This is a genomic window from Xanthomonas sp. NCPPB 2864 (assembly GCF_056675615.1).
Genome location: NZ_JBWWVS010000013.1, coordinates 1 through 24,778 on the forward strand (window position 1 = coordinate 1; position 24,778 = coordinate 24,778).

Annotated in this window: 18 protein-coding genes and 1 pseudogene; 11 read left to right on the top strand and 8 right to left on the bottom strand. The window is 66.6% G+C overall.

Going from position 1 to position 24,778, the window contains the following annotated elements; all coding sequences use genetic code 11:
• Window positions 1-334 (top strand): annotated as a pseudogene (locus AC1KVE_RS19220) (xylose isomerase); the annotation flags it as partial.
• Window positions 335-403: 69 nt separating this feature from the next.
• On the opposite strand, the gene AC1KVE_RS19225 reads toward AC1KVE_RS19220, so the two are convergent.
• On the bottom strand, window positions 404-1,477 hold the full coding sequence (locus AC1KVE_RS19225) for a LacI family DNA-binding transcriptional regulator (protein WP_184435090.1): 1,074 nt from the start codon (window positions 1,475-1,477) through the stop codon (window positions 404-406).
• Between the two features lie 176 nt (window positions 1,478-1,653).
• Between AC1KVE_RS19225 and AC1KVE_RS19230 the strand changes: the two genes are divergently transcribed.
• The 6 genes from AC1KVE_RS19230 (at window position 1,654) to AC1KVE_RS19255 (ending at window position 13,158) form a co-directional block, all read left to right on the top strand.
• Window positions 1,654-3,849, top strand: coding sequence for an alpha-glucuronidase family glycosyl hydrolase (locus AC1KVE_RS19230; RefSeq protein ID WP_481092931.1), 2,196 nt, complete (start codon window positions 1,654-1,656; stop codon window positions 3,847-3,849).
• A complete protein-coding gene (locus AC1KVE_RS19235; protein ID WP_435013401.1) occupies window positions 3,846-5,810 on the top strand; it encodes a sialate O-acetylesterase in 1,965 nt (654 codons plus the stop codon). The genes AC1KVE_RS19230 and AC1KVE_RS19235 overlap by 4 nt, the downstream gene beginning before the upstream one ends.
• An 11-nt stretch (window positions 5,811-5,821) precedes the next feature.
• A complete protein-coding gene (gene manD, locus AC1KVE_RS19240) occupies window positions 5,822-7,081 on the top strand; it encodes a D-mannonate dehydratase ManD (protein WP_435013400.1) in 1,260 nt (419 codons plus the stop codon).
• A complete protein-coding gene (locus tag AC1KVE_RS19245; protein WP_481092929.1) occupies window positions 7,081-8,775 on the top strand; it encodes a glycoside hydrolase family 43 protein in 1,695 nt (564 codons plus the stop codon). Before manD ends, AC1KVE_RS19245 begins: the two co-directional genes overlap by 1 nt.
• 2 nt (window positions 8,776-8,777) lie before the next feature.
• Window positions 8,778-11,465, top strand: coding sequence for a glycoside hydrolase family 3 protein (locus AC1KVE_RS19250; protein ID WP_435013399.1), 2,688 nt, complete (start codon window positions 8,778-8,780; stop codon window positions 11,463-11,465).
• Window positions 11,466-11,694: 229 nt separating this feature from the next.
• Window positions 11,695-13,158 (top strand): mannitol dehydrogenase family protein, encoded by a 1,464-nt coding sequence (locus AC1KVE_RS19255; protein WP_435013405.1) that lies wholly within the window; start codon window positions 11,695-11,697, stop codon window positions 13,156-13,158.
• Between the two features lie 147 nt (window positions 13,159-13,305).
• Here the strand turns inward: AC1KVE_RS19255 and AC1KVE_RS19260 are convergent, their stop codons facing one another.
• The gene (locus tag AC1KVE_RS19260; RefSeq protein ID WP_435013398.1) at window positions 13,306-13,692 is read right to left on the bottom strand and encodes a bleomycin resistance protein; all 387 of its coding nucleotides are present in this window, start codon (window positions 13,690-13,692) and stop codon (window positions 13,306-13,308) included.
• 430 nt (window positions 13,693-14,122) lie between these two features.
• Between AC1KVE_RS19260 and AC1KVE_RS19265 the strand changes: the two genes are divergently transcribed.
• Entirely contained in the window at window positions 14,123-14,452 is a 330-nt protein-coding gene (locus AC1KVE_RS19265) for a SymE family type I addiction module toxin (RefSeq protein WP_481092928.1), read from the top strand.
• A 337-nt stretch (window positions 14,453-14,789) separates the two neighbouring features.
• On the top strand, window positions 14,790-15,794 hold the full coding sequence (locus AC1KVE_RS19270; protein WP_481092927.1) for a 2-hydroxyacid dehydrogenase: 1,005 nt from the start codon (window positions 14,790-14,792) through the stop codon (window positions 15,792-15,794).
• Window positions 15,795-15,861: 67 nt separating this feature from the next.
• Here AC1KVE_RS19270 and AC1KVE_RS19275 read toward each other — a convergent pair whose 3' ends face one another.
• Entirely contained in the window at window positions 15,862-16,233 is a 372-nt protein-coding gene (locus tag AC1KVE_RS19275; protein WP_481092926.1) for a hypothetical protein, read from the bottom strand.
• Window positions 16,234-16,305: 72 nt separating this feature from the next.
• Window positions 16,306-16,728: a hypothetical protein gene (locus tag AC1KVE_RS19280; protein WP_039520844.1), complete on the bottom strand. Its 423-nt coding sequence runs from the start codon at window positions 16,726-16,728 to the stop codon at window positions 16,306-16,308.
• A 227-nt stretch (window positions 16,729-16,955) separates the two neighbouring features.
• Here AC1KVE_RS19280 and AC1KVE_RS19285 point away from each other — a divergent pair, with 227 nt between their 5' ends.
• Window positions 16,956-17,114 (top strand): DUF2256 domain-containing protein, encoded by a 159-nt coding sequence (locus AC1KVE_RS19285; RefSeq protein ID WP_046346114.1) that lies wholly within the window; start codon window positions 16,956-16,958, stop codon window positions 17,112-17,114.
• Window positions 17,115-17,194: 80 nt separating this feature from the next.
• On the opposite strand, the gene AC1KVE_RS19290 is transcribed toward AC1KVE_RS19285, so the two are convergent.
• On the bottom strand, window positions 17,195-18,160 hold the full coding sequence (locus tag AC1KVE_RS19290) for a DNA-binding protein (RefSeq protein ID WP_481092925.1): 966 nt from the start codon (window positions 18,158-18,160) through the stop codon (window positions 17,195-17,197).
• 218 nt (window positions 18,161-18,378) lie between these two features.
• Between AC1KVE_RS19290 and AC1KVE_RS19295 the strand changes: the two genes are divergently transcribed.
• A complete protein-coding gene (locus tag AC1KVE_RS19295; protein WP_481092924.1) occupies window positions 18,379-19,425 on the top strand; it encodes a Kelch repeat-containing protein in 1,047 nt (348 codons plus the stop codon).
• Window positions 19,426-19,573: 148 nt separating this feature from the next.
• Here AC1KVE_RS19295 and AC1KVE_RS19300 read toward each other — a convergent pair whose 3' ends face one another.
• From AC1KVE_RS19300 to galB, 3 genes are all read right to left on the bottom strand, one after another.
• Complete coding sequence (locus AC1KVE_RS19300; RefSeq protein WP_481092923.1) at window positions 19,574-20,611, bottom strand: SMP-30/gluconolactonase/LRE family protein; 1,038 nt, start codon at window positions 20,609-20,611, stop codon at window positions 19,574-19,576.
• A 76-nt stretch (window positions 20,612-20,687) separates the two neighbouring features.
• On the bottom strand, window positions 20,688-21,806 hold the full coding sequence (locus AC1KVE_RS19305; protein ID WP_481092930.1) for an endo-1,4-beta-xylanase: 1,119 nt from the start codon (window positions 21,804-21,806) through the stop codon (window positions 20,688-20,690).
• Between the two features lie 116 nt (window positions 21,807-21,922).
• Complete coding sequence (gene galB / locus AC1KVE_RS19310; protein ID WP_481092922.1) at window positions 21,923-24,622, bottom strand: beta-galactosidase GalB; 2,700 nt, start codon at window positions 24,620-24,622, stop codon at window positions 21,923-21,925.
• Window positions 24,623-24,778: the final 156 nt, after the last annotated feature.

Here is a 24,778-nt window from a genome sequence, read left to right on the forward strand (position 1 = left end):
CCAGGGCGGGCTGGCACCGGGCGGGCTGAACTTCGATGCCAAGGTGCGCCGCGAGTCGTCCGACCCGCAGGATCTGTTCCTGGCGCATATCGGCGGCATGGACGCGTTCGCACGCGGGCTGGAAGTGGCCAATGCGCTGCTGACCTCCTCGCCGCTGGAGCAGTGGCGCGCCGAGCGCTACGCCAGCTTCGACAGCGGCGCGGGCGCGGACTTCGCCAACGGCAGCAGCACGCTGGTGGATCTGGCCAAGTACGCCGCCGGCAACGAACCCAAGCAGCTCAGCGGCCGTCAGGAAGCCTACGAGAACCTGATCAACCAGTATCTGACGCGTTGATGTTGTGCCGATGGTCGCCTGCACGCGCAGGCGACCACCGGCGGCCTGCGCGCAGAACCGCGTGCAGCGTCATGGCTGTTCCGTTGCATCCGGCACCGCCGGTGCGGCCACCGAATCCCGCTTGACCAGCAGGTGCGCGACCACATGATCGACCATCTTCGCCGTGCGCTCCTTGGCGCGAATCGTCTTCAACAGGATGTCCAGCGCAGCGTCGGCCATGGCGGCGATGGGCTGCTGCACGGTGGTGAGTTCGGGCCATACCGCAGTGGCGGCGGAGGTGTCGTCGAAGCCGACCACCGACAGATCGCGCGGCACATCCAGCCCGCGCCGATGCGCAACCGAGATCGCGGCGGCGGCCATATCGTCGTTGCTGGCGAAGATGGCGCTGGGGCGGCGTTTGCGCGCCAGCAGTTTTTCCGCAGCGACCAGGCCGGATTTGTAGGTGTAGTCGCCCGGTTGCACCAGGTGCCGGTCCAGCCGCAGGCCCGCATCGGCCAGCGCGGCCTGGAACCCCTCGAAGCGACGCGTGCTGGCAGACAGGTTGGGATGCCCGGCGATGTAACCGATACGCGTGTGGCCCTGCGCGATCAGATGCTCGGTGATTTCCTTGGCGGCGGCGAATTCGTCGATGCGCACACAGGCCACATCCGGGCTGAAATGGTTGGAGGCGATCGCCACCACCGGCACCTTGGCGCGTACCAGTTCCAGCACTGCGGCCTTGGATTCGCACAGCGGCGGCGGCAGGATCACCCCGGCCACGCCCTTGGCGAGCTTGCGCGCGGCACGGCGTTCGGCGTCGGCATCCAGGTCGTCCCAGCAATCGATCACCAGCTGGATCGGTGTGCGCGAGGCAACCCGCAACACGCCCAGCAGCAACTCACGCAGGTAGGCGCCGCTGGGATCGCTGTAGATCAACGCAATGCGCGTGCTCTGCGCGGCGGCCAGGGCACTGGCCGCCAGGTTGGGCGTGTAGCCCAGCTTGTCGACCGCGCGCAGCACGCGGGCACGGGTGGCATCGCGCACGCTGCCGTTGTTGTTGACCACGCGCGAGACCGTCATCGGCGAGACCTTCGCCAGCGCCGCCACCTCGTCGATGGTGGTCGCGCGGCTGGTGCGGCGGACCGATTTCCTGACCTTCTCCAAGCGTGGCCTCTTCAAGTGGGTGGCGAACCTGCACGATGCACACAACCCGCTGCAGTAACGCAAGCGCCGATTGCGTGCATGACGATGCGACGCATGGTACCGGGAAGCAGGCAGAGCGGCGATACACCGCGGCGTGCGGTGATGTCGCTGGAGCATGCCGCATGAGCGCGCGTGCAATGCGGCGCTGCGGCGCGTATTGCGCTGCGTTGGCGCAGCCGTGGTGGCTGGCGCTGACGTTGCTGTGCGGATTGATGCTGGCCAGTGCCGGCGCGCGGGCCGAGGATGGCTACGATTTATGGTTGCGCTACCACCCGCTGGCCAACGCGGCGCAGTTGCGTGGCAGCGCAAGCGAATTGATCGTCGCCGGCGACTCGCCGACGTTGCAGGCTGCACGTGAGGAATTGCAGCGCGGACTGTCGGGCCTGCTTGGTGCTGCGCCGCAGTCGTCCGCCAATGTCACGCGCGATGGGGCGATCTTGCTGGGCGCGGCGGCTGCGCCGCAGATCGCGGCATTGCAACTGCAGACCACCGGCCTGGGCCGCGAGGGCTATCTGATCCGCAGTGTCAGCGTGGACGGGCATCGCACCATCGCCATCGTCGGCGGCAGCGATGTCGGCGCGCTGTATGGGGCGTTCCACTTCCTGCGCCTGCTGCAGACCGGCCAGTCGCTGGCCGCGCTGGACCTGCGCGAGTCGCCGCGGCTGCAGCTGCGCATGCTCAACCACTGGGACAACCTGGACGGGGTGGTCGAGCGCGGCTACGCCGGCGCCTCGTTATGGAACTGGCAGACCCTGCCGGGTTACCTGGATCCACGCTACACCGACTACGCGCGCGCCAATGCATCGCTGGGCATCAACGGCAGCGTGCTCAACAACGTCAACGCCAAGGCCTGGAGCCTGACGCCGCAGTATCTGGACAAGGCGGCGGCACTGGCCAAGGTGTTTCGTCCCTACGGCATCCGGGTGTTTCTCAGCGCGCGCTTCAGCGCGCCGATCGAGATCGGCGGTTTGACGACCGCCGACCCGCTGGATCCGCAGGTGCGCCAGTGGTGGCGCGACACCGCCGAGCAGATCTACGCACGCATTCCGGACTTCGGCGGTTTCCTGGTCAAGGCCAATTCCGAAGGCCAGCCCGGCCCGCAGGACTACGGACGCAGCCATGCCGATGGCGCCAATCTGCTGGCCGACGCGCTGGCGCCGCACGGCGGGGTGGTGATGTGGCGCGCATTCGTCTATTCGCACGAGCAACCGGACGATCGCGCCAAGCAGGCGTACAGCGAGTTCCTGCCGCTGGATGGCCAGTTCCGCGACAACGTGATTGTGCAGGTCAAGAACGGCGCGATCGACTTCCAGCCGCGCGAGCCGTTCCATCCGCTGTTCGGTGCGATGCGCAAGACGCCGTTGATGCCGGAGTTCCAGATCACCAAGGAGTATCTGGGCTTTTCGACCCATCTGGCCTATCTGGGCACGCTGTTTGCCGAGACCCTGCAGGCCGACACCTATGCACGCGGCAAAGGCTCGACCGTTGCCAGAACCGTGGATGGCACGCTCTTCAACGATGCCAGACGCACGCGGCTGACCGGTATTGCCGGGGTGGCCAATATCGGTGCGGACCGCAACTGGAGCGGCTCGATCTTCGATCAGGCCAACTGGTATGCGTACGGGCGGCTGGCGTGGAACCCGCAGTTGTCGCCGCAGGCGATCGCGCAGGAGTGGGCGCGCATGACCTTCTCCAACGATGCTGACGTGGTGACGCCCGTGGTCGACATGATGCTGCGCTCGCGCGAGGCAGTGGTGGACTACATGACCCCGCTCGGCCTGCATCACCTGATGGGGCGCGGCCATCACTACGGCCCGGCACCCTGGGATGCGGGCAGCGAGCGCCCGGACTGGGACCCGGTCTACTACCACCGCGCCGATCGCGACGGCATCGGTTTTGATCGCAGCGCCAGCGGCAGCAATGCGGTGGCGCAATACGCCAGGCCGGTGGCGCGCATGTTTGGCGATGTGCAGCGCGTGCCGGAGCATTACCTGCTGTGGTTCCACCACGTGCCCTGGGAGCACCGCATGGCCTCCGGGCGGCCGCTGTGGGACGAGCTGGTATGGCATTACGACCACGGCGTGGACGAGGTGCGTGCCATGCGCGCGACCTGGCAGGGCCTGGCCGGCAGGATCGATCCACCGCGTTACCGGCAGGTGGCCAGTTTCCTGGCGATCCAGCAGGACGAAGCGCAGTGGTGGCGCGATGCCAGCATCGCCTACTTCCAGCGCGTGTCCGGGCGGCCGTTGCCGGCCGGCACGGCGCCGCCGGCGCATCCGTTGGCGTATTACCAGGCACTGAAGTTTCCGTATGCACCGGGGAATCCGAAATGAGCGCGCGCCTCTCGACGGTCATCATGGCAACGCTCTGCGCAGCACTGCTGCCGCGCCTGGCGCAGGCGGCCGATGCGCCGCTGCTGCATGCGCTGTTTCAGGAGCATGTGGTGCTGCAGCGCGATGCGCCGATCCGGGTGTGGGGCGACGCACCCCCTGGCGCGCGCGTGAGCGTGCAACTGGATGCGCAGCAGGTGCAGGCACGCGCAGATCGGCAAGGCCACTGGGAGGCACGCCTGCCCGCGCACGCCGCGGGTGGCCCGTACAGCTTGAGCGCACGCACCAGCACGGGCGTGACGCAGCAGGTCAATGACGTGCTGATTGGCGATGTGTGGCTGTGTTCGGGCCAATCCAACATGGAATTGCAGGTGCATCGCACCCTGGATTCACGCAGCGAGATCGCCGATGCCGACAACCCGCGCATCCGTATGTTCAAGGTGCCCGCGCAGTCCAGCCCGACGCCGCAGCGCCGCTTCGGTGGCGCTGCGGCATGGCAGCGCACCACGCCGGAGACGGTGAAGGAGTTTTCTGCCGCCTGCTACTACTTCGCGCGTGAATTGCAGAAGACCGTCGATGTGCCGATGGGCCTGATCAACGCCTCCTGGGGCGGCTCGCAACTGCAGGCCTGGATCGGCGAGAAGGCACTGCGCGCTGCCGGCGACGATGGCCCGGCGCTGGATGTGCTGGCGCGTTACGCACGCGACCCGGTGGATGCCGCGCCGCATTGGGGCGCGCTGTGGAAGGCCTGGTGGCATGCGCACGGCGAAGGCGAGCCCTGGCAGGCGGATGCGCCCGGCGCCTGGCAAACCGCACCGGCGGCATTGGGCGCGTGGGACGACTGGGGCGTGCCGCAGTTGGTCGGCTTCAACGGCATGGTCTGGTACCGCACCAGCGTGGAGCTGACGCCGGCGCAGGCCGCGCAGGACGCCAGCTTGTTGCTCGGGCCGGTGGACGAGCTGGACCAGACCTGGGTCAACGGGCACGGCGTGGGCAGCAGTTACGGTGCCGACCAGCCGCGTCGCTACAGCGTGCCGCGCGGGCGCCTGCATGCCGGGCGCAACAGCATCGTGCTCAATGTGCTCAACACCTATCGGCGCGGTGGGCTGCTGGGCGATGCGCAATCGCGTGCGCTGCAGTTCGCCGATGGCAGCACGCTGCCACTGGATGCGCCCTGGCAGTACCGCATCGTGCCGCCGCAACTGGGCTCGCCACCGCGCGCGCCGTGGTCGTCGGCGGCCGGGCTGACCACCTTGTACAACGGCATGATCGCCCCGCTCGGCCAGCTCGGCCTGCGTGGCGTGCTGTGGTACCAGGGCGAATCCAATGCCGGCGATGCGGTGCATTACCCGGCCTTGCTCACTGCATGGCAACGCGATTGGCGGCAGCGCTTCGGTGCGCAGTTGCCGCTGCTGATCGTGCAGCTGGCCAACTATGGCGCGCCGCCCACCCAGCCGGTCGACAGCGGCTGGGCGCAGCTGCGCGAGGCGCAACGCCGCTTCGTCGCCAACGATGCGCATGCGGGCCTGGCGGTGACGATCGACATCGGCGACCGCTACGACATCCATCCGGCCAACAAGCAGGAACTGGGCCGGCGCCTGGCACGCGCGGCGCGGCAGGTGGTGTATGGCGAAGCGCTTGCGCCCTCCGGCCCGGTGCCGCGCAGCGCGCAACGCGAAGGCGACAGCGTGCGCATCGCCTTCGACGAGGTGGACACCGCCTTGCTCAGCTATGGCGCCGATGCGCCAATCGGCTTCGAGCTGTGCGGCGCCGCGCCCAACAGCTGCCGCTATGCCGTTGCCAGCTTGCACGACCACGCCATCAGCCTGCGCGTTCCCACCGGCCTGGCCGTCACGCGCGTGCGCTACTGCTGGGCCGACAGCCCGGTATGCACCTTGTACGACCGCAGCGGCCTGCCGGCCGGCCCGTTCGAACTCCCCCTCACTGCCGCCACTTCTCCCTGAGCGAGACCACGATGTCACAGACTCCCGACTCCCCTGCTCCGCTACAAGGCTCGGCCCGCGATCGCGAGATCGTCGAGGCGCGCGTCATCGTCACCTGCCCGGGCCGCAACTTCGTCACCCTGAAGATCCGCACCCGCTCGGGCATCACCGGGCTGGGCGATGCCACACTCAACGGCCGCGAACTGGCGGTGGCGGCGTACCTGCAGGAACACCTGGTGCCGAACCTGATCGGCCGCGATGCCGGCCGCATCGAAGACATCTGGCAATTCTTCTACCGCGGCGCGTACTGGCGGCGCGGCCCGGTGACGATGAGCGCGATCGCTGCGGTGGACGTGGCCTTGTGGGACATCCTGGGCAAGATGGCCGGCCTGCCGTTGTATCAGCTGCTGGGCGGGCGCTCGCGCGAGGGCGCGCTGGTCTACGGCCATGCCAATGGCCGCGATATCGCCGAAACCAGCGATGAAGTCGGCCGCTTCCGCGAGCTGGGCTTCATCGCCATCCGCGCGCAGTGCGGCGTGCCCGGCATCAAGAAGACCTACGGCATTTCCAGCGGCGGCAAGCCGTATGAGCCGGCCGAGAGCGAACTGCCGACCGAAACGCTGTGGTCCACGCCGCGCTATCTCGGCGTGGTGCCGAAATTGTTCGAGCAATTGCGCAATGACCACGGCGATGAAATCGAACTGCTGCACGACGCACACCACCGGCTCACCCCGATCGAGGCCGCGCGCCTGGGCCGCGACCTGGAACCGTACCGGCTGTTCTGGCTGGAAGACGCCACCCCTGCAGAAAACCAGCGCGCGTTCGAGGTGATCCGCCAGCACACGGTCACCCCCTTGGCGGTGGGCGAGGTGTTCAATTCGCTGTGGGATTGCAAGCACCTGATCGAGCAGCAACTGATCGACTACATCCGCACCACGATCGTCCACGCCGGCGGCATCACCCATGTACGCCGGCTGGCCGATTTCGCCGCGCTGCATCAGGTGCGCACCGGCTTCCACGGCGCCACCGATCTGTCGCCGGTGTGCATGGGCGCGGCATTGCACTTCGATACCTGGGTGCCCAACTTCGGCATCCAGGAATACATGTTCCATTCCGACGAGGCCAACGCGGTGTTCCCGCACGATTACGTGTTCCGCGAGGGCCGCCTGCATTGCGGCGAAACGCCTGGGCATGGCGTTGACATCGACGAGGCCTTGGCCGCGAAGTATCCCTACGTGCCCAAGCAGTTGCCGATCGCGCGACTGGAAGACGGTGCGATGTGGGACTGGTGATGCGCTGGCTGCCGGCCGCGCTTGCGGCACTGCTGCTTGCGGTGGCCGCGCCTGCGCGCGTGCAGGCGCAAGCACACGCCGATGCCGCCTTCGACTGGTTCGAGTATCGCGGCGACGATGCGGTGTTCGCCACGCCGTTACCGCCCGGGCACTACCGCAACCCGGTGCTGGCCGGGTTCTACCCGGACCCCAGCGTGACACGCGTGGGCGAGCGTTACTACCTGGTCAATTCCACGTTCGCGTATTTCCCGGCGATCCCGGTGTTCGAAAGTACCGACCTGGTGCACTGGACGCAGATCGGCAATGTGGTCGAGCGCCGCGAACAGCTCGACTACGACGGGCTGGGCGTGTCGCGTGGCATGTTCGCTGCCAGCATCCGTCATCATGCCGGGCGTTTCTATGTGGTGGGTACCTCGGTCGACAGCGGCGGCAACTTCATCGCCAGCGCCAGCAATCCCGCAGGCCCATGGTCGGCACTGACGTGGTTGCCAGGCATCGATGGCATCGACCCGTCATTGTTCTTCGATACCGACGGCAGCGCCTACCTGCTCAACAACGGCCCGCCAGAAGGCACGCCGTTGTACGAAGGCCATCGCGCGATCTGGATGCAGCGCTTCGACCTTGTCAGCAATCAACCGGTCGGCCCGCGCAAGGTGTTGCTCAACGGTGGGGTGGATCTGGCCAGCAAGCCGATCTGGATCGAAGGCCCGCATCTGTATCAACGCGACGGTTGGTATTACCTCTCGTGTGCCGAAGGCGGCACCGGGCCGCAGCATTCGCAGGTGGTGCTGCGCAGCCGCACTGTGTGGGGGCCGTTTGAGCCCTCGCCGCACAATCCGATCCTGACCCAGCGCGACCTGCCGGCTGATCGCGCGCACCCGGTCAGCAATGCCGGGCACGTGGATCTGGTGGACACACCGGACGGGCAATGGTGGGCGGTGTTTCTGGCCAGCCGCCCGTATGCGGGCGAACGCTACAACACCGGGCGCGAAACCTTCCTGCTGCCGGTGCACTGGCGCGATGGCTGGCCGTCGATCCTGCCGGCCGGCGAGCCGATTCCGTATGTCGCCAAGAGCCGGCGCGGCGCCAAGACCCCGGCCGATCAAGCGCCGTTGTCGGGCAACTTCACCTGGCGCGACGACTTCGCCGGCACCTCGCTGCAGCGCGAATGGCTATCTCTGCGTGTGCCCAAACATGAGGTGGCCGATCTAAGCGCACGCACCGGTTGGCTGACCCTGCATGCCAGTGCGCAAGGCTTGGACAGCACTGCCACACCGGCCTTCCTGGCGCGGCGCCAGCAACACACGCGCTTTACCGCAAGCACCGCGTTGGCGGTGCCCTCGCAGGCCGGCGTCAGTGCCGGGCTTGCCGTCTTGCAGAATTCCAACGCGTGGTATGCGCTGGGTGTGCGACGCACCGGCGATGCGCTGGACGTCTTTCTCGACAAGCGCGAGGGCGCAAGAACCACCACGCTCGCACGCACCCGCGTCCCCGCAACGGCGCAGCTGCGCCTGCAGATCAGCGGCGACGGCGGTGCGTACAGCTTTGCCTTCGATGCCGATGGGCGCGGCTGGCAATCGCTACACCGCAATGATGCTGCGGGCATGCTCAGCACCGCACAGGCCGGCGGCTTCGTCGGCAGCATGATCGGGCCCTTTGCCCAGCTGGAACCGCACCGCACCCAGGAGGACTGACCATGCATTCGCACCCCGCCCACCGCGCCACCGCCCCGCGTTGCCCACCTGCGCGCGGCTTACTGCTGGCGATGGCGCTGGCCGCCACCGGCACGCAGGCCGCAACGCCGCCGCCGTATCTGGACACCCAACGCCCCTTCGACGCGCGTGCGGCCGACCTGGTGTCGCGCATGACGCTGGAAGAAAAGGCCGCGCAGATGCAGAACGCCGCCCCGGCGATCCCGCGCCTGCAGGTGCCCGAATACGATTGGTGGAACGAAGCGCTGCACGGCGTGGCGCGTGCCGGCGGCGCCACCGTGTTTCCGCAGGCGATCGGCCTGGCTGCTACGTTCGATACCCCGTTGATGGCCGAGGTGGCCACCGCCATCAGCGACGAAGCGCGCGCCAAGCACCACGCCTTCCTGGCGCGCGGCGAGCACAAGCGCTACCAGGGACTCACCTTCTGGTCGCCCAACATCAACATCTTCCGCGACCCACGCTGGGGCCGCGGGCAGGAAACCTATGGCGAAGACCCGTTTCTGACCGCGCGCATGGGCGTGACCTTCGTGCAGGGCCTGCAGGCGCAGCAAGGGCCGTACCGCAAGCTCGATGCCACCGCCAAGCACTTCGCCGTGCACAGCGGCCCGGAGGCCGACCGTCACCACTTCGACGTGCATCCCAGCGAGCGCGATCTCCATGAAACCTATCTGCCTGCGTTCCAGGCCCTGGTGCAGGAAGGCAAGGTCGCCGCAGTGATGGGCGCCTACAACCGCGTCAATGGCGAATCCGCCTCGGCCAGCACGCGGCTGGAAGGCATCCTGCGCCGCGACTGGGGTTTCGATGGTTACATCGTCAGCGACTGCGCCGCCATCCGCGATATCTGGCAGAACCACAAGATCGTGCCCACGCCCGAAGCGGCCGCCGCGCTTGGCGTCAAGCACGGCACCGACCTGGATTGCGGCGACACCTATGCCGCGTTGCCGGCGGCGGTGCGTGCCGGCCTGATCGACGAGGCCAGCATCGACACCGCGCTCAAGCGGCTGATGACCTCGCGCATGCGGCTGGGCATGTTCGACCCGCCGGCCAGGGTGCCGTGGGCGCAGATTCCTGCATCAGCCAATCAATCGCCAGAGCACGATGCACTGGCCCGCCGCACCGCGCGCGAATCGCTGGTGCTGCTGAAGAACGACGGCCTGCTGCCGCTCAAACCCACGCTCAAGCGCATCGCCGTGATCGGCCCCACCGCCGACGACCCGATGTCGCTGCTGGGCAATTACTACGGCACGCCGGCCGCGCCGGTCACCATCCTGCAAGGCATCCGCGACGCCGCACCGCAGGCGCAGGTGGTCTACGCGCGCGGCAGCGACCTGGTGGAAGGGCGCGAAGACCCCAATGCCGCGGCACCGATCGACACCCGCTATCTGCGCCCGGCACCGGATGCCAAGCAGAACGGCCTCACCGGTGAATACTTCCGTGGACGTGCGTTGGTCGGCCAGCCGGTGCTGACCCGCATCGACCCGCGTATCGCCTTCCGCTGGGACCGCAATGCGCCCACCGACGATGCCGTCGGCCGCGGTGAACTGCAGGCCGATCGAGCGCTGGCCAAGGACGACTTCAGCGTGCGCTGGCATGGCCAGCTGCTGCCGCCGGTGTCGGGCACCTACGAGCTGCAGATTGCCGCCGACGATGGCGTGCGCCTGTTTCTGGACGGCAAGCTGCTCATCGATCAATGGAGCGAGGCCCCGCGCATGCGCGGCGGCGATGCCAGCGTCGCGCTGGAAGCCGGCAAGGCCTACGACCTGCGCGTGGAATACTTCGAAGCCACACGCGATGCCGGCGTGCGTCTGGCCTGGCGCATGCCCGGCGCCAAGCCGCCGCTGCAGGAAGCGGTGGACGCCGCACGCAACGCCGAGGTGGTGGTGTTTGTTGGTGGTCTCACCGGCGATGTCGAAGGCGAGGAGATGGACGTCAACTATCCCGGCTTTGCCGGCGGCGACCGCACCGACACCCGCCTGCCCAAACCGCAGCGCGAATTGCTGCAGGCACTGCAGGCCACCGGCACGCCGGTGGTTGCGGTGCTGACCACCGGCTCGGCGCTGGCGATCGACTGGGCGCAGCACCACGTGCCCGCCATCCTGCTGGCCTGGTACCCCGGCCAACGTGGCGGCAGCGCGGTCGGCGATGTGCTGTTCGGCCAGGCCAGTCCCGGCGGCCGCTTGCCGATCACCTTCTACAAGGAAGACGAGCGCCTGCCCGCCTTCGACGATTACGCCATGCGCGGCCGCACCTATCGCTACTTCGCCGGCAAGCCGCTGTACCCGTTCGGCCACGGCCTGTCCTACACGCAGTTTGCTTACTCGGATCTGCAACTGGACCGCACCACCGTTGCCGCCGATGGCACGCTCACGGCCACGGTCAGGCTGAAGAACACCGGCCAACGCGCAGGCGATGAAGTAGTGCAGCTGTATCTGCATCCGCTCAAGCCGCAACGCGAACGCGCCATCAAGGAACTGCGCGGCTTCCAGCGCATCACCCTGCAACCCGGCGAGCAGCGGCAGCTGCGCTTCACCCTCAAGGCGCAAGACGCCTTGCGCATCTACGACGAGCAGCGCAAGGCCTACGCAGTGGATCCAGGCGACTACGAAGTACAGATCGGCGCTTCCAGCGCAGACATCCGCAGCACACAACGCTTTACTGTCACCGACAAGTAGCAGCCGTTGACACCCTCGCCATGCGGACGTGGGCGAAGAACCCACTCAGCCGCGATTGCCCTAAGCCCCTCTCCCGCCGGGGCGAAGAGGCACCGCTTGCGCGCCACTGGCGCGCGTGCCTTGGAGCGCCCGCGTCGCAAGACGTGGGCCGGGGCGCGGAGCGGGGGTTGGGGTGAGGGTACGGCCACGGGCGAACTTGCAGCACCCCCACGATTCCAAACAAAAACCCATGCCAATTCCAACGCTCTCCATCGCAACACTCGCGCACCTACCAACCACCGTCCTCACTCCCAGCTACGACCCCAAACAGACCACCATCGGCATCGTCCATCTAGGCGCAGGCGCCTTCCACCGCGCCCACCAGGCCGTCTACATCGACGACCTGCTCGCGCAGGACCCCACCTGGGCCATCTGCGCCGTCTCCCTGCACAGCCCGAGCGTGCGCGACGCCCTGCGTCCACAAGACGGCCTCTACACCCTCGCCCTGCTCGACGAACACCCGCAACTGCGCGTCATCGCCGCCATTCGCGAAGTGCTGTGCGCAGCCGACGAACAAACCGCCGTGCTCGCGCGCCTAGCCGATCCCGCCGTGCGCCTGGTCACCCTCACCGTCACTGAAAAAGGCTATTGCCTCGCAGGCGACACCCTCGACCTCGCCCATCCCGACATCGCGCACGACATCGCTAACCCCGGCACACCGCGCAGCGCCATCGGCTATCTGGTCGCCGGCCTGCAACAACGCAGGCAGCAGGGCAGCGCACCGTTCACCGTGCTCAGCTGCGACAACCTGCCCGACAACGGCAGCCTGCTGCGTAGTGCGGTATTGGCGCTCGCCCAGCAACACGATCCAGCGCTTGCTGCATGGATCGACCGGCAGGTCAGCTTTCCGCGCTCGATGGTCGACAGCATCACCCCCGCCACCGACGACGCACTGCGCGCCAACGTACAAGCGCAAACCGGTCTGCACGACGCCTGGCCGATCCAGCGCGAGCGCTACAGCCAGTGGGTGATCGAAGACCGCTTCTGCAACGGTCGCCCCGGTTTCGAAAACGCAGGCGTGACCCTCAGCGACGATATCGCCGGCTACGCACGCGCCAAACTGCGCCTGCTCAACGGCCCGCACTCCGCACTCGCCTATCTCGGCAGCCTGCTCGATCTGGAAACCGTCGCCGACGCCATGCGCCACACGCAACTGGCTGCCTTTGTCGAAACCCTGATGCGCGAGGACATCGCCCCCACCCTGCAACCGATGCAAGGCTTCGACCCGCAGCACTACTGCGGCGCCATCCTCGCCCGCTTTCGCAACCCCGCCATCCGCCACCTGCTCGCCCAGATCGCATGGGATGGCTCGCAGAAGATTCCGGTGCGCCTGCTCGGCGTCATCAGCGATGCATTGGACGCCGGGCGACGGGTCGACCGGCTCTGCATTCCGGTAGCGGCGTGGCTGCAGTTCGTGCGCAGGCAGGCGGCCAACGGCGTGGCCCTGGTCGATCCGCTGAGCGAGGTCCTCAGCGACATCGCCCATTCGACCACCGGCGATGCCAGCCATGACATCGCGGCGTTCCTCACCGTGGATGCGGTGTTCGCCGCGCTCTCTGGCGATACGCGTTTTGTGGAGGCACTGCGCGCTGCCTATGCTGCGCTGGGCACTGCAACACCGGCAGAGATACAGCTGGCAATCGATGCAAGGTGATGTGCGGCAAACGCATCGCCGGCTGCCATCGCATGCCAGCAAGGCCCGATGTCTGCATCGTGCGATGTCGGGCAGCGTGTATATCGCGCCACCTGACCGATGGCCTGTTCCGGATAGCCAGGTACGCAGATGCGGGCGATTGGACGCCTAGCCGCCGATTAGCTGCCCAATCCTGATCAGATTGCCGCTCTCATCGACAAGCGCAAATTCCCGCATGCCCCAGGGCTTGTCGCTGACAGCATCGAGCCTGGGGATGCCGTGCGCCCGAAGCTGCGCGGCACGCATGGCGGCGTAGACCGCATCGACATCGCCAACCCGGATATAGCAGCCCGCATAGCAGGCCGCAGGATCAAGATCCGGGTGTGCGAAGAAATGCAGCTCCACCTCGCCACGCGTCAGGATCGCGTAGCCCGCATCGTGCGGGTGCGCGTCGCCGACAAAGCCCAGCCGCCGATAGAAGGCGACAGTGCGTTCGATCGAGCGACCGGGGAGCAGTGGAATCGCACGGTCTGGTGTTTCGGCAGTGGAAGTCATCGCTTTCTCATAGTGGGATAACGAAGCCGTCTTTGAGCACAACGATACGCCAGATACGAGGGATCGGTTGGGAGCCGTGCCGTGCTGTCTTGACTCGCTGTGTTGGCGAGTAGCAAGATCCCTGTGCTGCGGCACATTCCGCAGCCGGATTTGACAGTCCGAAACCACAAGGCGCACCAGCGCCCATTGCACGATGTCGGCGCTTTTTCTTGCCCGATGTCATGCGTGGGGGCGTGCCCGCTCTATGGCGGGCGGTGTGCGGAGACCGAAAGGTCTGCCGGTACCTTGTGGCCGGTCTGTCAACCGCATACCGTCCGCCACCTCGATTGACAGCGATGCGGCGGACTTCCTATCGCACAAGGAGTTCGATATGACCCGTCCCAAAGCAACCGCCCGTGCACGCGCTGCATCGCCTTCCAGGCGATCTGTTGTGACACGCGCCAGATCCAAGCACCGCCCGGCTGCCGGCATGACCGGTGCTGAGCCAGCGGTGGATCCAGCGCTGGCGCCTACCCCGCCCTTGCGCAAGCCCGGCTTCTGCATTCCAGAGCGGGTCACCATGAGCTACCAGCACTACGACGTGCGGCGTGCCGAGGATGTCATCGGTTGTGCGGTGCCCAAGCTGCGGCTGTCCGGGCGCTGGCTGGAACACTGCGGTTTCGCAGTGGGTGATGCCTTGCGGGTAACGGCGGGACGCGGCGTGCTGTTGATCAGCCGCGTGGCGCCTGCGGTACCAGCGGTGAGATCGCGCCGCAGGTGACACGCCTGGGGCGAGCGCCCTTGCCCGGCGCTCTGCGGTTCCTTCTCCCGTGCACGGGAGAAGGGACGCATTCTGCTCTTGTCTGGATTGCAGAAGGGAGGCCGGCTGTTTGCGCCTGAGAGCAGAGGTGCCTGTTGCGGTGCGGAGCAGCAAAGCAAGGCTGCGTAGCGCAGGGGCTGTCAGCGGTAGAGAGCTTCGTGCCTGCAATGGCATCTGCACCGCATCGCTCGACATGACATGCTTGGCCTCACCTACGCCCCGCCCACGTTCGGACAAGTTCAAGCGCCATATGGCCATGCGCAAGCTACCGTATTCGCGCACCGATGGAGTTCTCTGCATGAAAATGGCTGTCTTCAGCACGCGCCCTTACGACAAGCGCTTTCTCGATGAAGCGAAACTACGCCTAGGCACGCAATGTGCAGCCGAGTTCGTTTATTTCGAGGCATCGCTCGATCTGCGGACGGCAGCGTTGGCGCAGGGCTGCGAGGTGGTCTGCGTGTTCGTCAACGACCAGCTCGATGCGCCCGTGCTGCAGGCACTGCACGCGGCCGGTGTGCGCGCGGTGCTGCTGCGCTGTGCCGGTTTCAACAATGTGGATCTCGCTGCGGCCACCGCACTTGGGCTGTTCGTGGCACGCGTGCCGGCCTACTCGCCCGAAGCGGTGGCCGAGCACACCCTGGCGCTGGTCATGACGCTCAACCGCCAGACGCACCGCGCCTACAACCGCGTGCGCGAGGGCAACTTCATGCTCAATGGCCTGCTCGGCCGCACCTTGCACGGCAAGACGGTGGGCCTGATCGGGCTGGGCAAGATCGGGCTGGCGACTGCGCGTATCTTTCAAGGGATGGGCTGCGACGTGCTGGGCTTTGATCCTTATCCCACGCCTGGGTTCGATGCGCTCGGGCAGCGGGTGGAGCTGGAGACGCTGTTCGCACGCTCGGACATCGTCTCGCTGCACTGCCCGCTGACACCGGCAACGCAGCACCTGATCGATGACGCGGCGCTGGCGTCGATGAAGCCGGGTGCGATGCTGGTCAACACCTCGCGCGGTGGCTTGGTGGATACCGATGCGGTGATCCGCGCGCTCAAGTCCCGCCAGCTCGGCCATCTGGCCATCGATGTCTACGAACAGGAAAGCGCGTTGTTTTTCCAGGACCGCTCGGGCGAGATCATCGACGACGAAGCGTTTCAGCGCCTGATGACCTTCCCCAATGTGCTGGTGACCGGGCACCAGGGGTTCTTCACCGCAGAGGCATTGCAGGAGATCTCCGACATCACCCTGCGCAACCTTGCCGATTTCGCTGCCGGTTCCCCATGCGCGAATCGTGTTCCGGCACCTTAGCGTCGCTTTCCTCGCTCACCAGTCGCGCAGGTTCGACGCATCGACTCCTCTGTCGTGGTACTCGGGTTCAAGCCGGTACGGCAGTTGCCTGGCGACGCAGCGCACAGATCCGCGTGCAACCAACCGCGGCGGCCAGCCCCAGCTGACCGGTGTACCAGCTCACCTGCCGCAAGTATCCACCCAGGCAGCAGTTGACTGCATGGCCCAGTGGCCGCACCCGCCTGTGGCCCCGGCGCATGTATGCATCCCGGATCACCGGCGCCACGCCCTGCAGCAGAACCGGGCCCAGCCGGCTTGCCAACAAGTATGCAAACACGTCGATACCCACCATCTCCAGCAGTGGTATGGCCGCTGCAACCTCCGGATTGGATGCGATGCAGGCAATCGCCAGCGTGGTGATGGCAATGACCGCCCTGCGGTTCAAGTTGACCGGCCACATGTCGATGGTCCTGAGCGCCCTCTGGATGTCATGCAGATCTGCGCCATTCAGACACCTTGGCTTGCCTGTCGGTCACGATACCCGGACGCCCTGGCTGCCGCCGGATGTATTGAAGATGCGCGTCAGCACCAGCACGAGCAGGACCACAAAGCTCAACTCCCACACATAGAATGCGGCGCCCACGTGATCGATCATGACTTGCTGGCCAGCCTCGTTCTTGTCGAACCGGGTTGCGCGAAAGGTATCCAACCCGATCAGGCAAGCCGCTACCAACAGGGCCGCCGCCATCTTGTCCGCCTTGAGGAAATAACACAGCCATGCCAGCAGGAACAGCGGGTTACTCATCCAGGCCAGGCACTGGCCATCGAGCACCTGCATCCAGCCAAGCAGCAGGATGACAAATCCACCCAGTTGATCATTACCGCCATGCAGTGCAGGAAGGCACAGCGAAATGCCGTACAGCAGGGCAGATAGCAGAAGTGGAAACAGCTTCATGGGCGTCCGTGTCTGATGATGAGGCGAGTGCATGTCCCCGCGTTGGGGAGGCTCGTTCCATCTCGGCACAAGCCAACCTGCGTCACTATAGACACTGCGCATGCCGCTTTCACGACCACGCTGCCAAGCCCGCCGACGCATCCCGTGGAGCGGCGGAGGCTTCGGCCCAATGCATCGCTATGGCATGCTTGAACCCCTGCCGCACAGCGTCCGACGTCCGCCTTGCCATGGCCGCCCACAAGAAGCAGAACTTGCCGGAAAAGCTCTGCGTTCAATGCAGGCGACCCTTCTGCTGGCGCAAGAAGTGGGAAAAGGTGTGGGACGAGGTGAAGTATTGTTCGGACCAATGCCGCCGAAACAGCAAGCGGCAGCGCCCGGAACAATAGTCTGCTCACGCGCAACCCGTCTCTCCCGTGCCGTCGCGCGTGAGCCGAGCGGGTTCGGCCATTCTGACAGCCGGTTGCGGCTAACGTTTACCAGCTTTTTTCGCAGCACCCGATCCACTCGCCCGCTTGGCAGCGCTGCCTTTACCTGCCACTGCCATGTTGTCCACCAGATTGGGATAGGGGCGGCCTGCTGCCTTGGCGCGTTGTCTGGCCTGTGCCTTCTGCGCCGGGGAAAGCGGACCTGAGCGCGAGCGACTCTTGGGGTTGGGCCTTTTCCATGGCGCAGACGTCTTGCTTGTGCCTTTCTTCGCTGCACCGCGCGTGGAAGCGCTCTTCCCGGCTGCAGTTCGGCGGGCGACCGTCTTGTTTGCCGCCTTCTTCGTCGATGCTGCCTTCTTTGCAGGAGATTTCCTGGCCGCAGTCTTCTTGACTGCCTTCTTGACTGCCTTCTTGACTGCCTTCTTGCCGGTCGCCTTGCGGGCACCGGCCGAGTGCGCCGACTTGCGCGTCGCTGCGCTAGCGGCGCTCGTTTTCTTGGTCGCGGCCCGTGTTGCCGACGGTTTCCTCGCTGGCGACGTTCCGGTTGCTTTCTTTGCGACCGCCTTCTTTCTCGCGGTCTTCTTCGGGGTGCGCTTGTCCGCGGCACTGGCATGGGCGGCGGCCGTCGTGGTCGCGCTTGCTCGTTTTCCTGCCGGGGTCTTCGCGCTCGCCGCCTCTTCCAGACGCTGGTACTGCCGCGCCGCCCAGCGCTGGCCGGCATCGCCGCCCCAGAGCAGCCAGGCAATGTAGCCGGCCGATGGCGCGCTACGGTCGGCCCAGCCCTTGCCAGTCTTGTCCACGCTGTGGCGCGCGAAGTACGCATGCATGCGCCGGATGGTCTGCGTGGAAAGCGATTTCCGTGCCGAAAGATCGCGCGCACGCGCAACGCCGATTGCGGTGCCACCACGCCCATGCTGCTCGCGCAACCGCAATCCGCGTGCCGCCGCGTCGGCAACTGTCTTGGGCGGTGTTGTCGAAGACGCCTGCTTTGCCGGTTTGCGTGCCACACCTTTCTCCTGTCGTATCGCGTTGCCGTAGTGTTCGCATGCGCGGTGCTGCTGGATGTGAAGAAGCCGGCAGCCAGGACTGCCTAGGCAGCCTGCCGGGGACATCACGGCAATGCGCAAGCACGCGCGACCTGGCCCTGGATCAGCATGCTTGTGCGAGTGGATCATCGCGCACGTGTCGCTACACTGGCCTGCCCACGCCATCGGAAGAGTGCTGCATGCGCCTGTTGACGAGCTGGTTCCGCGCAAGCCTGTTTGCTGCCGCGGTTGGCACTTTCCCCGCGCTTGGTCAGGCCACCGACAAGGCGGTGCCGGTGGCCACCTCGGCACAATCGAAGCAGGTGGCCTCCTGGCAGACGCTGACCCCGCACAACAAACCGCACGCGCGCCATGAGAACAGCCTGGTGTCGGTCGGCGACAGGCTCTACCTGATCGGAGGGCGCGACGACCGCCCGCTGGACATCTTCGACACCACAACACGCCGCTGGTCCAAGGGCAGCACGCCGCCGCTGGCGGTCAGCCATGCGCAGGCAGTGGTGTCGTCGGGGAAGATCTACGTCGTCGGCGGCCTGACCGGCGACTACCCGGAAGAAGCCGCGCTGACCCACTTGTTGATCTACGACCCTGCCACCGATCGCTGGCAGGCAGGCGCGGAGATTCCCAAAGGCCGTCGCCGCGGCGCGGCAGGCGCGGTGGCGCACGACGGCGTGCTGTACCTGGTCGGCGGCAACACGCGCGGCCATATGAGCGGGTACGTGCCGTGGCTGGATGCGTTCGACACCAGGACGCAGCAATGGACGCAGCTGGCCGACGCACCGCGTGCGCGCGATCACTTCCATGCAGTGGTGCTCGACGGCAAGCTGTACGCGGCCGGTGGCCGCAGGTCATCGCACGAGAGCGGCAACACCTTGGCGCAGACGATTTCCGAAGTCGATGTCTATGACATCCAGCGCGGCACCTGGAGCGTTGCCCCGGCCGCGCTGCCGACGCCGCGCGCCGGTGCCGCCGCCATTGCACGCAATGGCCAGCTGCTGGTCATGGGCGGCGAGAGCACGCGCCAGGTCAAGGCGCACGATGACGTCGAAGCCTACGACCCGGCCACCTCCACCTGGCAGACGCTGGCTGCGTTGCCGCAAGGGCGCCACGGCACCCAGGCCGCAGCGGTCGGCGACGCTCTGTACATCGTGGCGGGCAGCGGCAACCGCGGCGGCGGGCCGGAGCTGGATGATGTGCTGGTACTGGGTGAGGCGGAAGCCATTCGGTAAGCGACCTGGCTGCATTCGAGTCGCATCGCGCTGCTGGCTCGGAGAGAATGCGACTTGTCATGCCCGGCGATCGGTACAGCTCCATCGCGGCCAGGGCCGCTCCTACAGAGCGGCGACTGCTGTGCTGCGGTTTGGCGGCAAATGGACGCTACGGCGCAAACTCCAAGCCAAGCGCCTTGACTCGCACCCGCGCCAGCATCGCGTGCGAGGTCATGTACAGCGTATGGCCGTCGTTGCCGAAGGTGCAGTTGGAGATGGGCTCGCCGGTTTCGATGCGGCCCAGCCTGCGGCCATCGGGGGCGAACACGATGACGCCGCCGGGGCCGGTGGCAAACAGGTGGCCGTCGGCGGAGACCGCCATGCCGTCGGGCAGGCCGGGCGCGTCCTTGGCGACCAGATCGGAGGCGTCGGCGAACACGCGCTTTCCGGTCACCGCACCGGCTGCGTCGAGCGTGTAGGCCATCCAGATCGGGCGCTCCGGATCGGAGTTGGCCACGTACAGGGTGCGCGCATCGGGCGACAGTGCGATGCCGTTGGGAAGGCTGAGACTGTCGTCCAGCAGATGCACGCTGCCGTCGGTGTCCAGCCGGTAGACGCCGTTGTAGCGCAGCTGCTTGACCGGCGAATCGTTCATGCCCTTCAGGCCGTAAGGCGGGTCGGTGAAGAACACCACGCCATCGCTGCGGCGGACCAGATCGTTGGGGCTGTTGAAACGGTGGCCTTCGAACTGCGTCGCCAGCGGCGTTTTCTTGCGCGTGGCCGGGTCGAGCCTGGCGACGATGCGCGTGCCCGAATCGGCCAGCAACACGGTGCCGCCCGGTTCGGCATACAGCCCATTGGCGCCGGCTTCGCGCAGCGTGGCCTGCTCCGGGCCGCTGTAACCGGATGGCGACAGCAGGACCGACAGGCCTGCGTCCTCGGACCAGCGATAGAGCTTGTTTTCCGGCACATCGGTGAACAGCAGATAGCCACCGTTGCGGACCCAGGCCGGGCCCTCGGGCCAGGTGAAGCCTTCGCTGAGCTTCTCGATGCGCGCATCGCCAGCGACCACGTCGCTGAAGCTGCGATCGAAGCTCTGCAGATGCCCGATCGCGGCAAAGCGCGGTGGCGGCACCTCCTTCCTGGTGCAGGCGGCGAGGATTGCCAGCAGCGGAACGGCCAACAGCAGATAGGGCGGCAAGCGCATCGGTCTGTCCAGTAACGAAGTCGGGCCATGATGCCACCATGCGCGTGCAGGCCTGCTGCGCATGCCGGCAGCCGTGCTAGCGCTCGCCAGCGTGCGCGGGTACCGCCAGCACCGCATCCAGTGCCGGTTTGGGCTGGTAGTTTCGATCGAACAGCAGCGGATAGTTGGTACGGCCGGGCACGGGGTAATCGTTCTTCCAGGACATGCCATCGCTGACGCCCCACACGCTGACGCGTGCGAGCTTGTCGCGCTTGCGCCAGAACAGCGCGAACAACTCGGCGTAGCGATCGCGCAGCTGCGCCTGCACCTGCGGTGGCAAGCCCTCGCGATACGGGTCGAGAAAGCGCTTGAATTCCGGCAGCTGGAACTGCTTGTGCGCAAGCCCGGTCCCGATGACCTGGCCTTCCCTGGTCAGTGGCAACACGTCGATGTCCAGCTCGGTGATCATGACCTTGATGCCGAGCGCGGCGTAGGCATCGATGGCGTCTTCGATATCGCGCAGACTGGGATAGTTGAGCCCCCAGTGTCCCTGCATGCCGACGCCATCGATGCGGATGCCCGATTGCTGCAGCATCCTGACCATGCGCACGATGCCATCGCGCTTGCTCGGCCGCCATGCGTTGAAATCGTTGTAGTAGAGCTCCGCATCCGGCGCATACCGTTGGGCAAAGGTGAAGGCGTTGCGCACCACGGTGTCGCCATCGCCGACGCGCTGCACCCAGTTGGTATCGCGGTAACGTCCGTCTTCGTCGATGATCTCATTGACCACGTCCCAGGCCTGTACCTTGCCGACGTAGCGCCCCGCCACGCGCTCGATGTGCGCGCGCATGCGCTCCAGCTGCGCGTCGGCGCTGTTGGGCTTGCCCTGTGCATCGACGAAGAACCACTCCGGCGTCTGGTTGTGCCAGACCAGGGTATGGCCGACCACGAACATGGCGTGATCGCGCCCATAGGCAACGAAGGCGTCGGCCGCGCCGAAGTCGAACACGCCCCGGCGCGGAGCGACCACTTCGGCCTTCATCACGTTCTCGGCAGTGATGGCATTGAAGTGGCAGGCGACCAGCGCGGCAGAGGCAGCGTCCTTGGCGGAGACGATGTCGGCATTGACGGCGGTGCCGATCAGAAAGCCGTCGGCGTAGGCGTGCTTGAGCGAGGTGCTGCGGGTGTCGCAGTAAGCCGAGGCCGGCACTGCCATCACAGCGCCGATCAGGGCCAGAACAAAACGCAAGCATGCTGCTGGGCGCTCGTGGGTCTGCTGCATCGCCGGATTCCTGTGCAGGTACCGCAGGTAGTGCGTCATCAGGAACTCCATCACTCCACCACCACCTGCGCACTGGCGGCCTGCAAACTGTCGGAGTCCACATGCAGCGTGATGGTGCCACGCGCGCCGGGCTTGGCACGCACGATCGCCAGGCACAGCCCGTTGAACGCATTGCGCTGCGGCGCGGCGAAGGATTCCAGGTTGGTGGGATCGCCGTTGTCGGTGGCGACCAGCTCGCCCGGGCCTTCGATGCGGAAACGCAGGCGATCGCCGGCGGTCGGCGCGGGGCGGCCGGCGCGATCTAGCAGGCGCACGGTGACGAAACTCAGATCCTGCCCGTCGCCACGGATGCTGCTGCGGTCGGGCGTGACCTGCATGCGCGCGGCGCTGCCGGCGGTTTGTACGCGGTCGTCGGCCCAGGGTTTGCCTTCCTTGTACGCCTGCACGCGCAGCTCGCCGGGTTGGTAGACCACCGCGTCCCAGCGCAGCCGGTACTGCAGCGGACCCTTGCGCTTGCGCCCCTGCGAGACGCCATTGACGAACAGCTCGGCCTCGTCGCCGGAGGTGAACACATGCACCGGCGTGACCTGGCCCTCGCGGCCGGGCCAGGTCCAGTGCGGCAGCAGATGCGCCATCGGCAGATCAGGGCGCCAGCGCGATTGATACAGCCAGTAGCGGTCCTTGGGAAAACCAGCCAGATCGAAGATGCCGGAGTACGAACTGCGCGAGCTGTAGTACGGCGTGGGTTCGCCCAGATAGTCGAAGCCGGTCCAGACGAATTCGCCGGCGACATACGGATGCTGGTCCTGCGCCGCGAACACCTTGTCGGCGCTGGAGCCGAAGTCCACCGCATGCAGTTCGTAGGCGCTGACCTGGTGCGCGACCGAATCGCCGCCGCGCCCATCGCGCACCGGCGCGCTGGTGTCCGGCGTCACCGGAAACAGATACACACCGCGGCTGCTCAACGCCGAAGCGGTCTCGCTGCTGAGAATGGCCTTGTGCGGGAACCTGCCATGGAACGCCGGATATTGCGGTTGTTTGCGGATGCGCTCGGTGCCTGCGAATTCCGGTGCGTCGCGGATGCCTTCGCCCTGGTAGTTGAGGCTGATGACATCCAGCGCAGCGGGCAGCGGCATCTCGGGCGAGGCGTAGTTCATCGCCACCGTGGCGGGGCGCGTGGGGTCTTCCTCATGCACGATGGCGTGCAGTGTGCGTGCGATCGCCGCACCCGGCTCGCCGGTGTATTGCTCACCGACTTCGTTACCGACGCTCCACAAAATCACCGAGGGATGATTGCGGTCGCGCCGCAGCATCGCGCGCAGGTCCGGCTCGTGCCACTGCGGGAACACCAGGTGGAAATCCAGCGGGGTCTTCTTCATCTCCCAGCTGTCGAACACCTCGTCCACCACCAGCAGGCCCATGCGGTCGGTCAGCTCCAATAGCTCCGGTGCGGGCGGGTTGTGGCTCATGCGGATGGCATTGGCGCCCATCTGCTGCAGCAACTGCAGTTGCCGCTCGGCGGCGCGCAGGTTGAACGCCGCACCCAGCGCGCCGAGGTCGTGATGATTGTTCACGCCGCGAATCGGCACATGTTCGCCGTTGACCAGCAAGCCCTTGTCGGCATCGAACACGATGCTGCGGACACCGAACGGTGTTTCGTAGCGATCCACCACGTGCCCGTCCTGACTGACCTCCGTCACTGCGACATAGCGGTGCGGGCGCTGGGTCGGCGGCGGGCCCCACAGACGCGGGCGGTCGATCTGCGTGCTGCCCTGCACACGGGCGCTGCCACCGGCGGCAACCGCAACCTGCACGGCGGCAATGCGCGCGACCGGCTCGCCGCTGCGTGTGCCGCGTGCATCGTCGAGCACATAGATGGCGGTGCTGACCTGCGCCTGCACCGCGCTGCGCGCGGCGTTGTCCAGCGTGATCGCCAGCTGCACCTGCGCGGTGTCGGCCGAGACCTGCGGCGTGGTCAGCTGCGTGCCCCAATGCGCGACATGCAGCGGCGCAGCTTTGGTCAGCCACACATTGCGATACAGCCCGCCGCCCGGATACCAACGCGCCGAGTCGGGCGGGTTGTCCAGGCGGATCGCCAGCTGGTTGCGCGCACCAAACACCACATAGGGGCTCAGGTCCACGCGCCAGGAGCTGTAGCCATACGGCCAGCCGCCGACCAGCTTGCCGTTGAGCCAGACCGTGGCATAGGCCATCGCACCATCGAGATCCAGAAACAGCGCCCGCCCGCGATCGCTGGCGGGGATGTCCAGGCGCTTGCGATACCAACCCACGCCCCAGCTCGGCAGGCGCCCCATGCCACCGTAGGGACCATCGGCCAGGAACGGCCCAGCGATGGCCCAGTCGTGCGGCAGATCCACGCGCTCCCAACCGCTGTCGTCGAACTGCGGCTGCACGAAAGCGACGCTGCTGCCGGGGTGGCCGGGCGGGCGTTTGTGCCGCTTCGCGGGATCTGCAATCGAGGCATTGGCCGTGGGCAGGATCCATGGCTTGAGCACGCGGGTTGCGGTGGCATCGAGGCGCTGCGCCTGCTCGGGCTGCGCGTCGGCCACCTTGCCGTCTTCGCTGCGTAGCAAGTGCGGGCGGATGTCGTAGTCCAGGATTTGCCGATTGTCTGGAGGATCGCCGCGATGGAAGCGCCACTGCGCGTTGAGCGAGACGCGCTCGCGCGGCAACTGGTTCGATGCCGGTGGTGCTGCCAGCGCGGGCACTACCACGCAGATGCAAAGCATCGCGACACGCGCGAGGCGTGCGCAATCCCTGAGCGCGCGCATCACCCTCGCCTGCATGCCCGTGTGCTTCATATCGCGCCTCGCATCGACCGTGCCTGCAGGCGTGTCCCATCCGCACCACCTGCACGCGTGCAGGCATCGCTGCGTGCTGCCTCG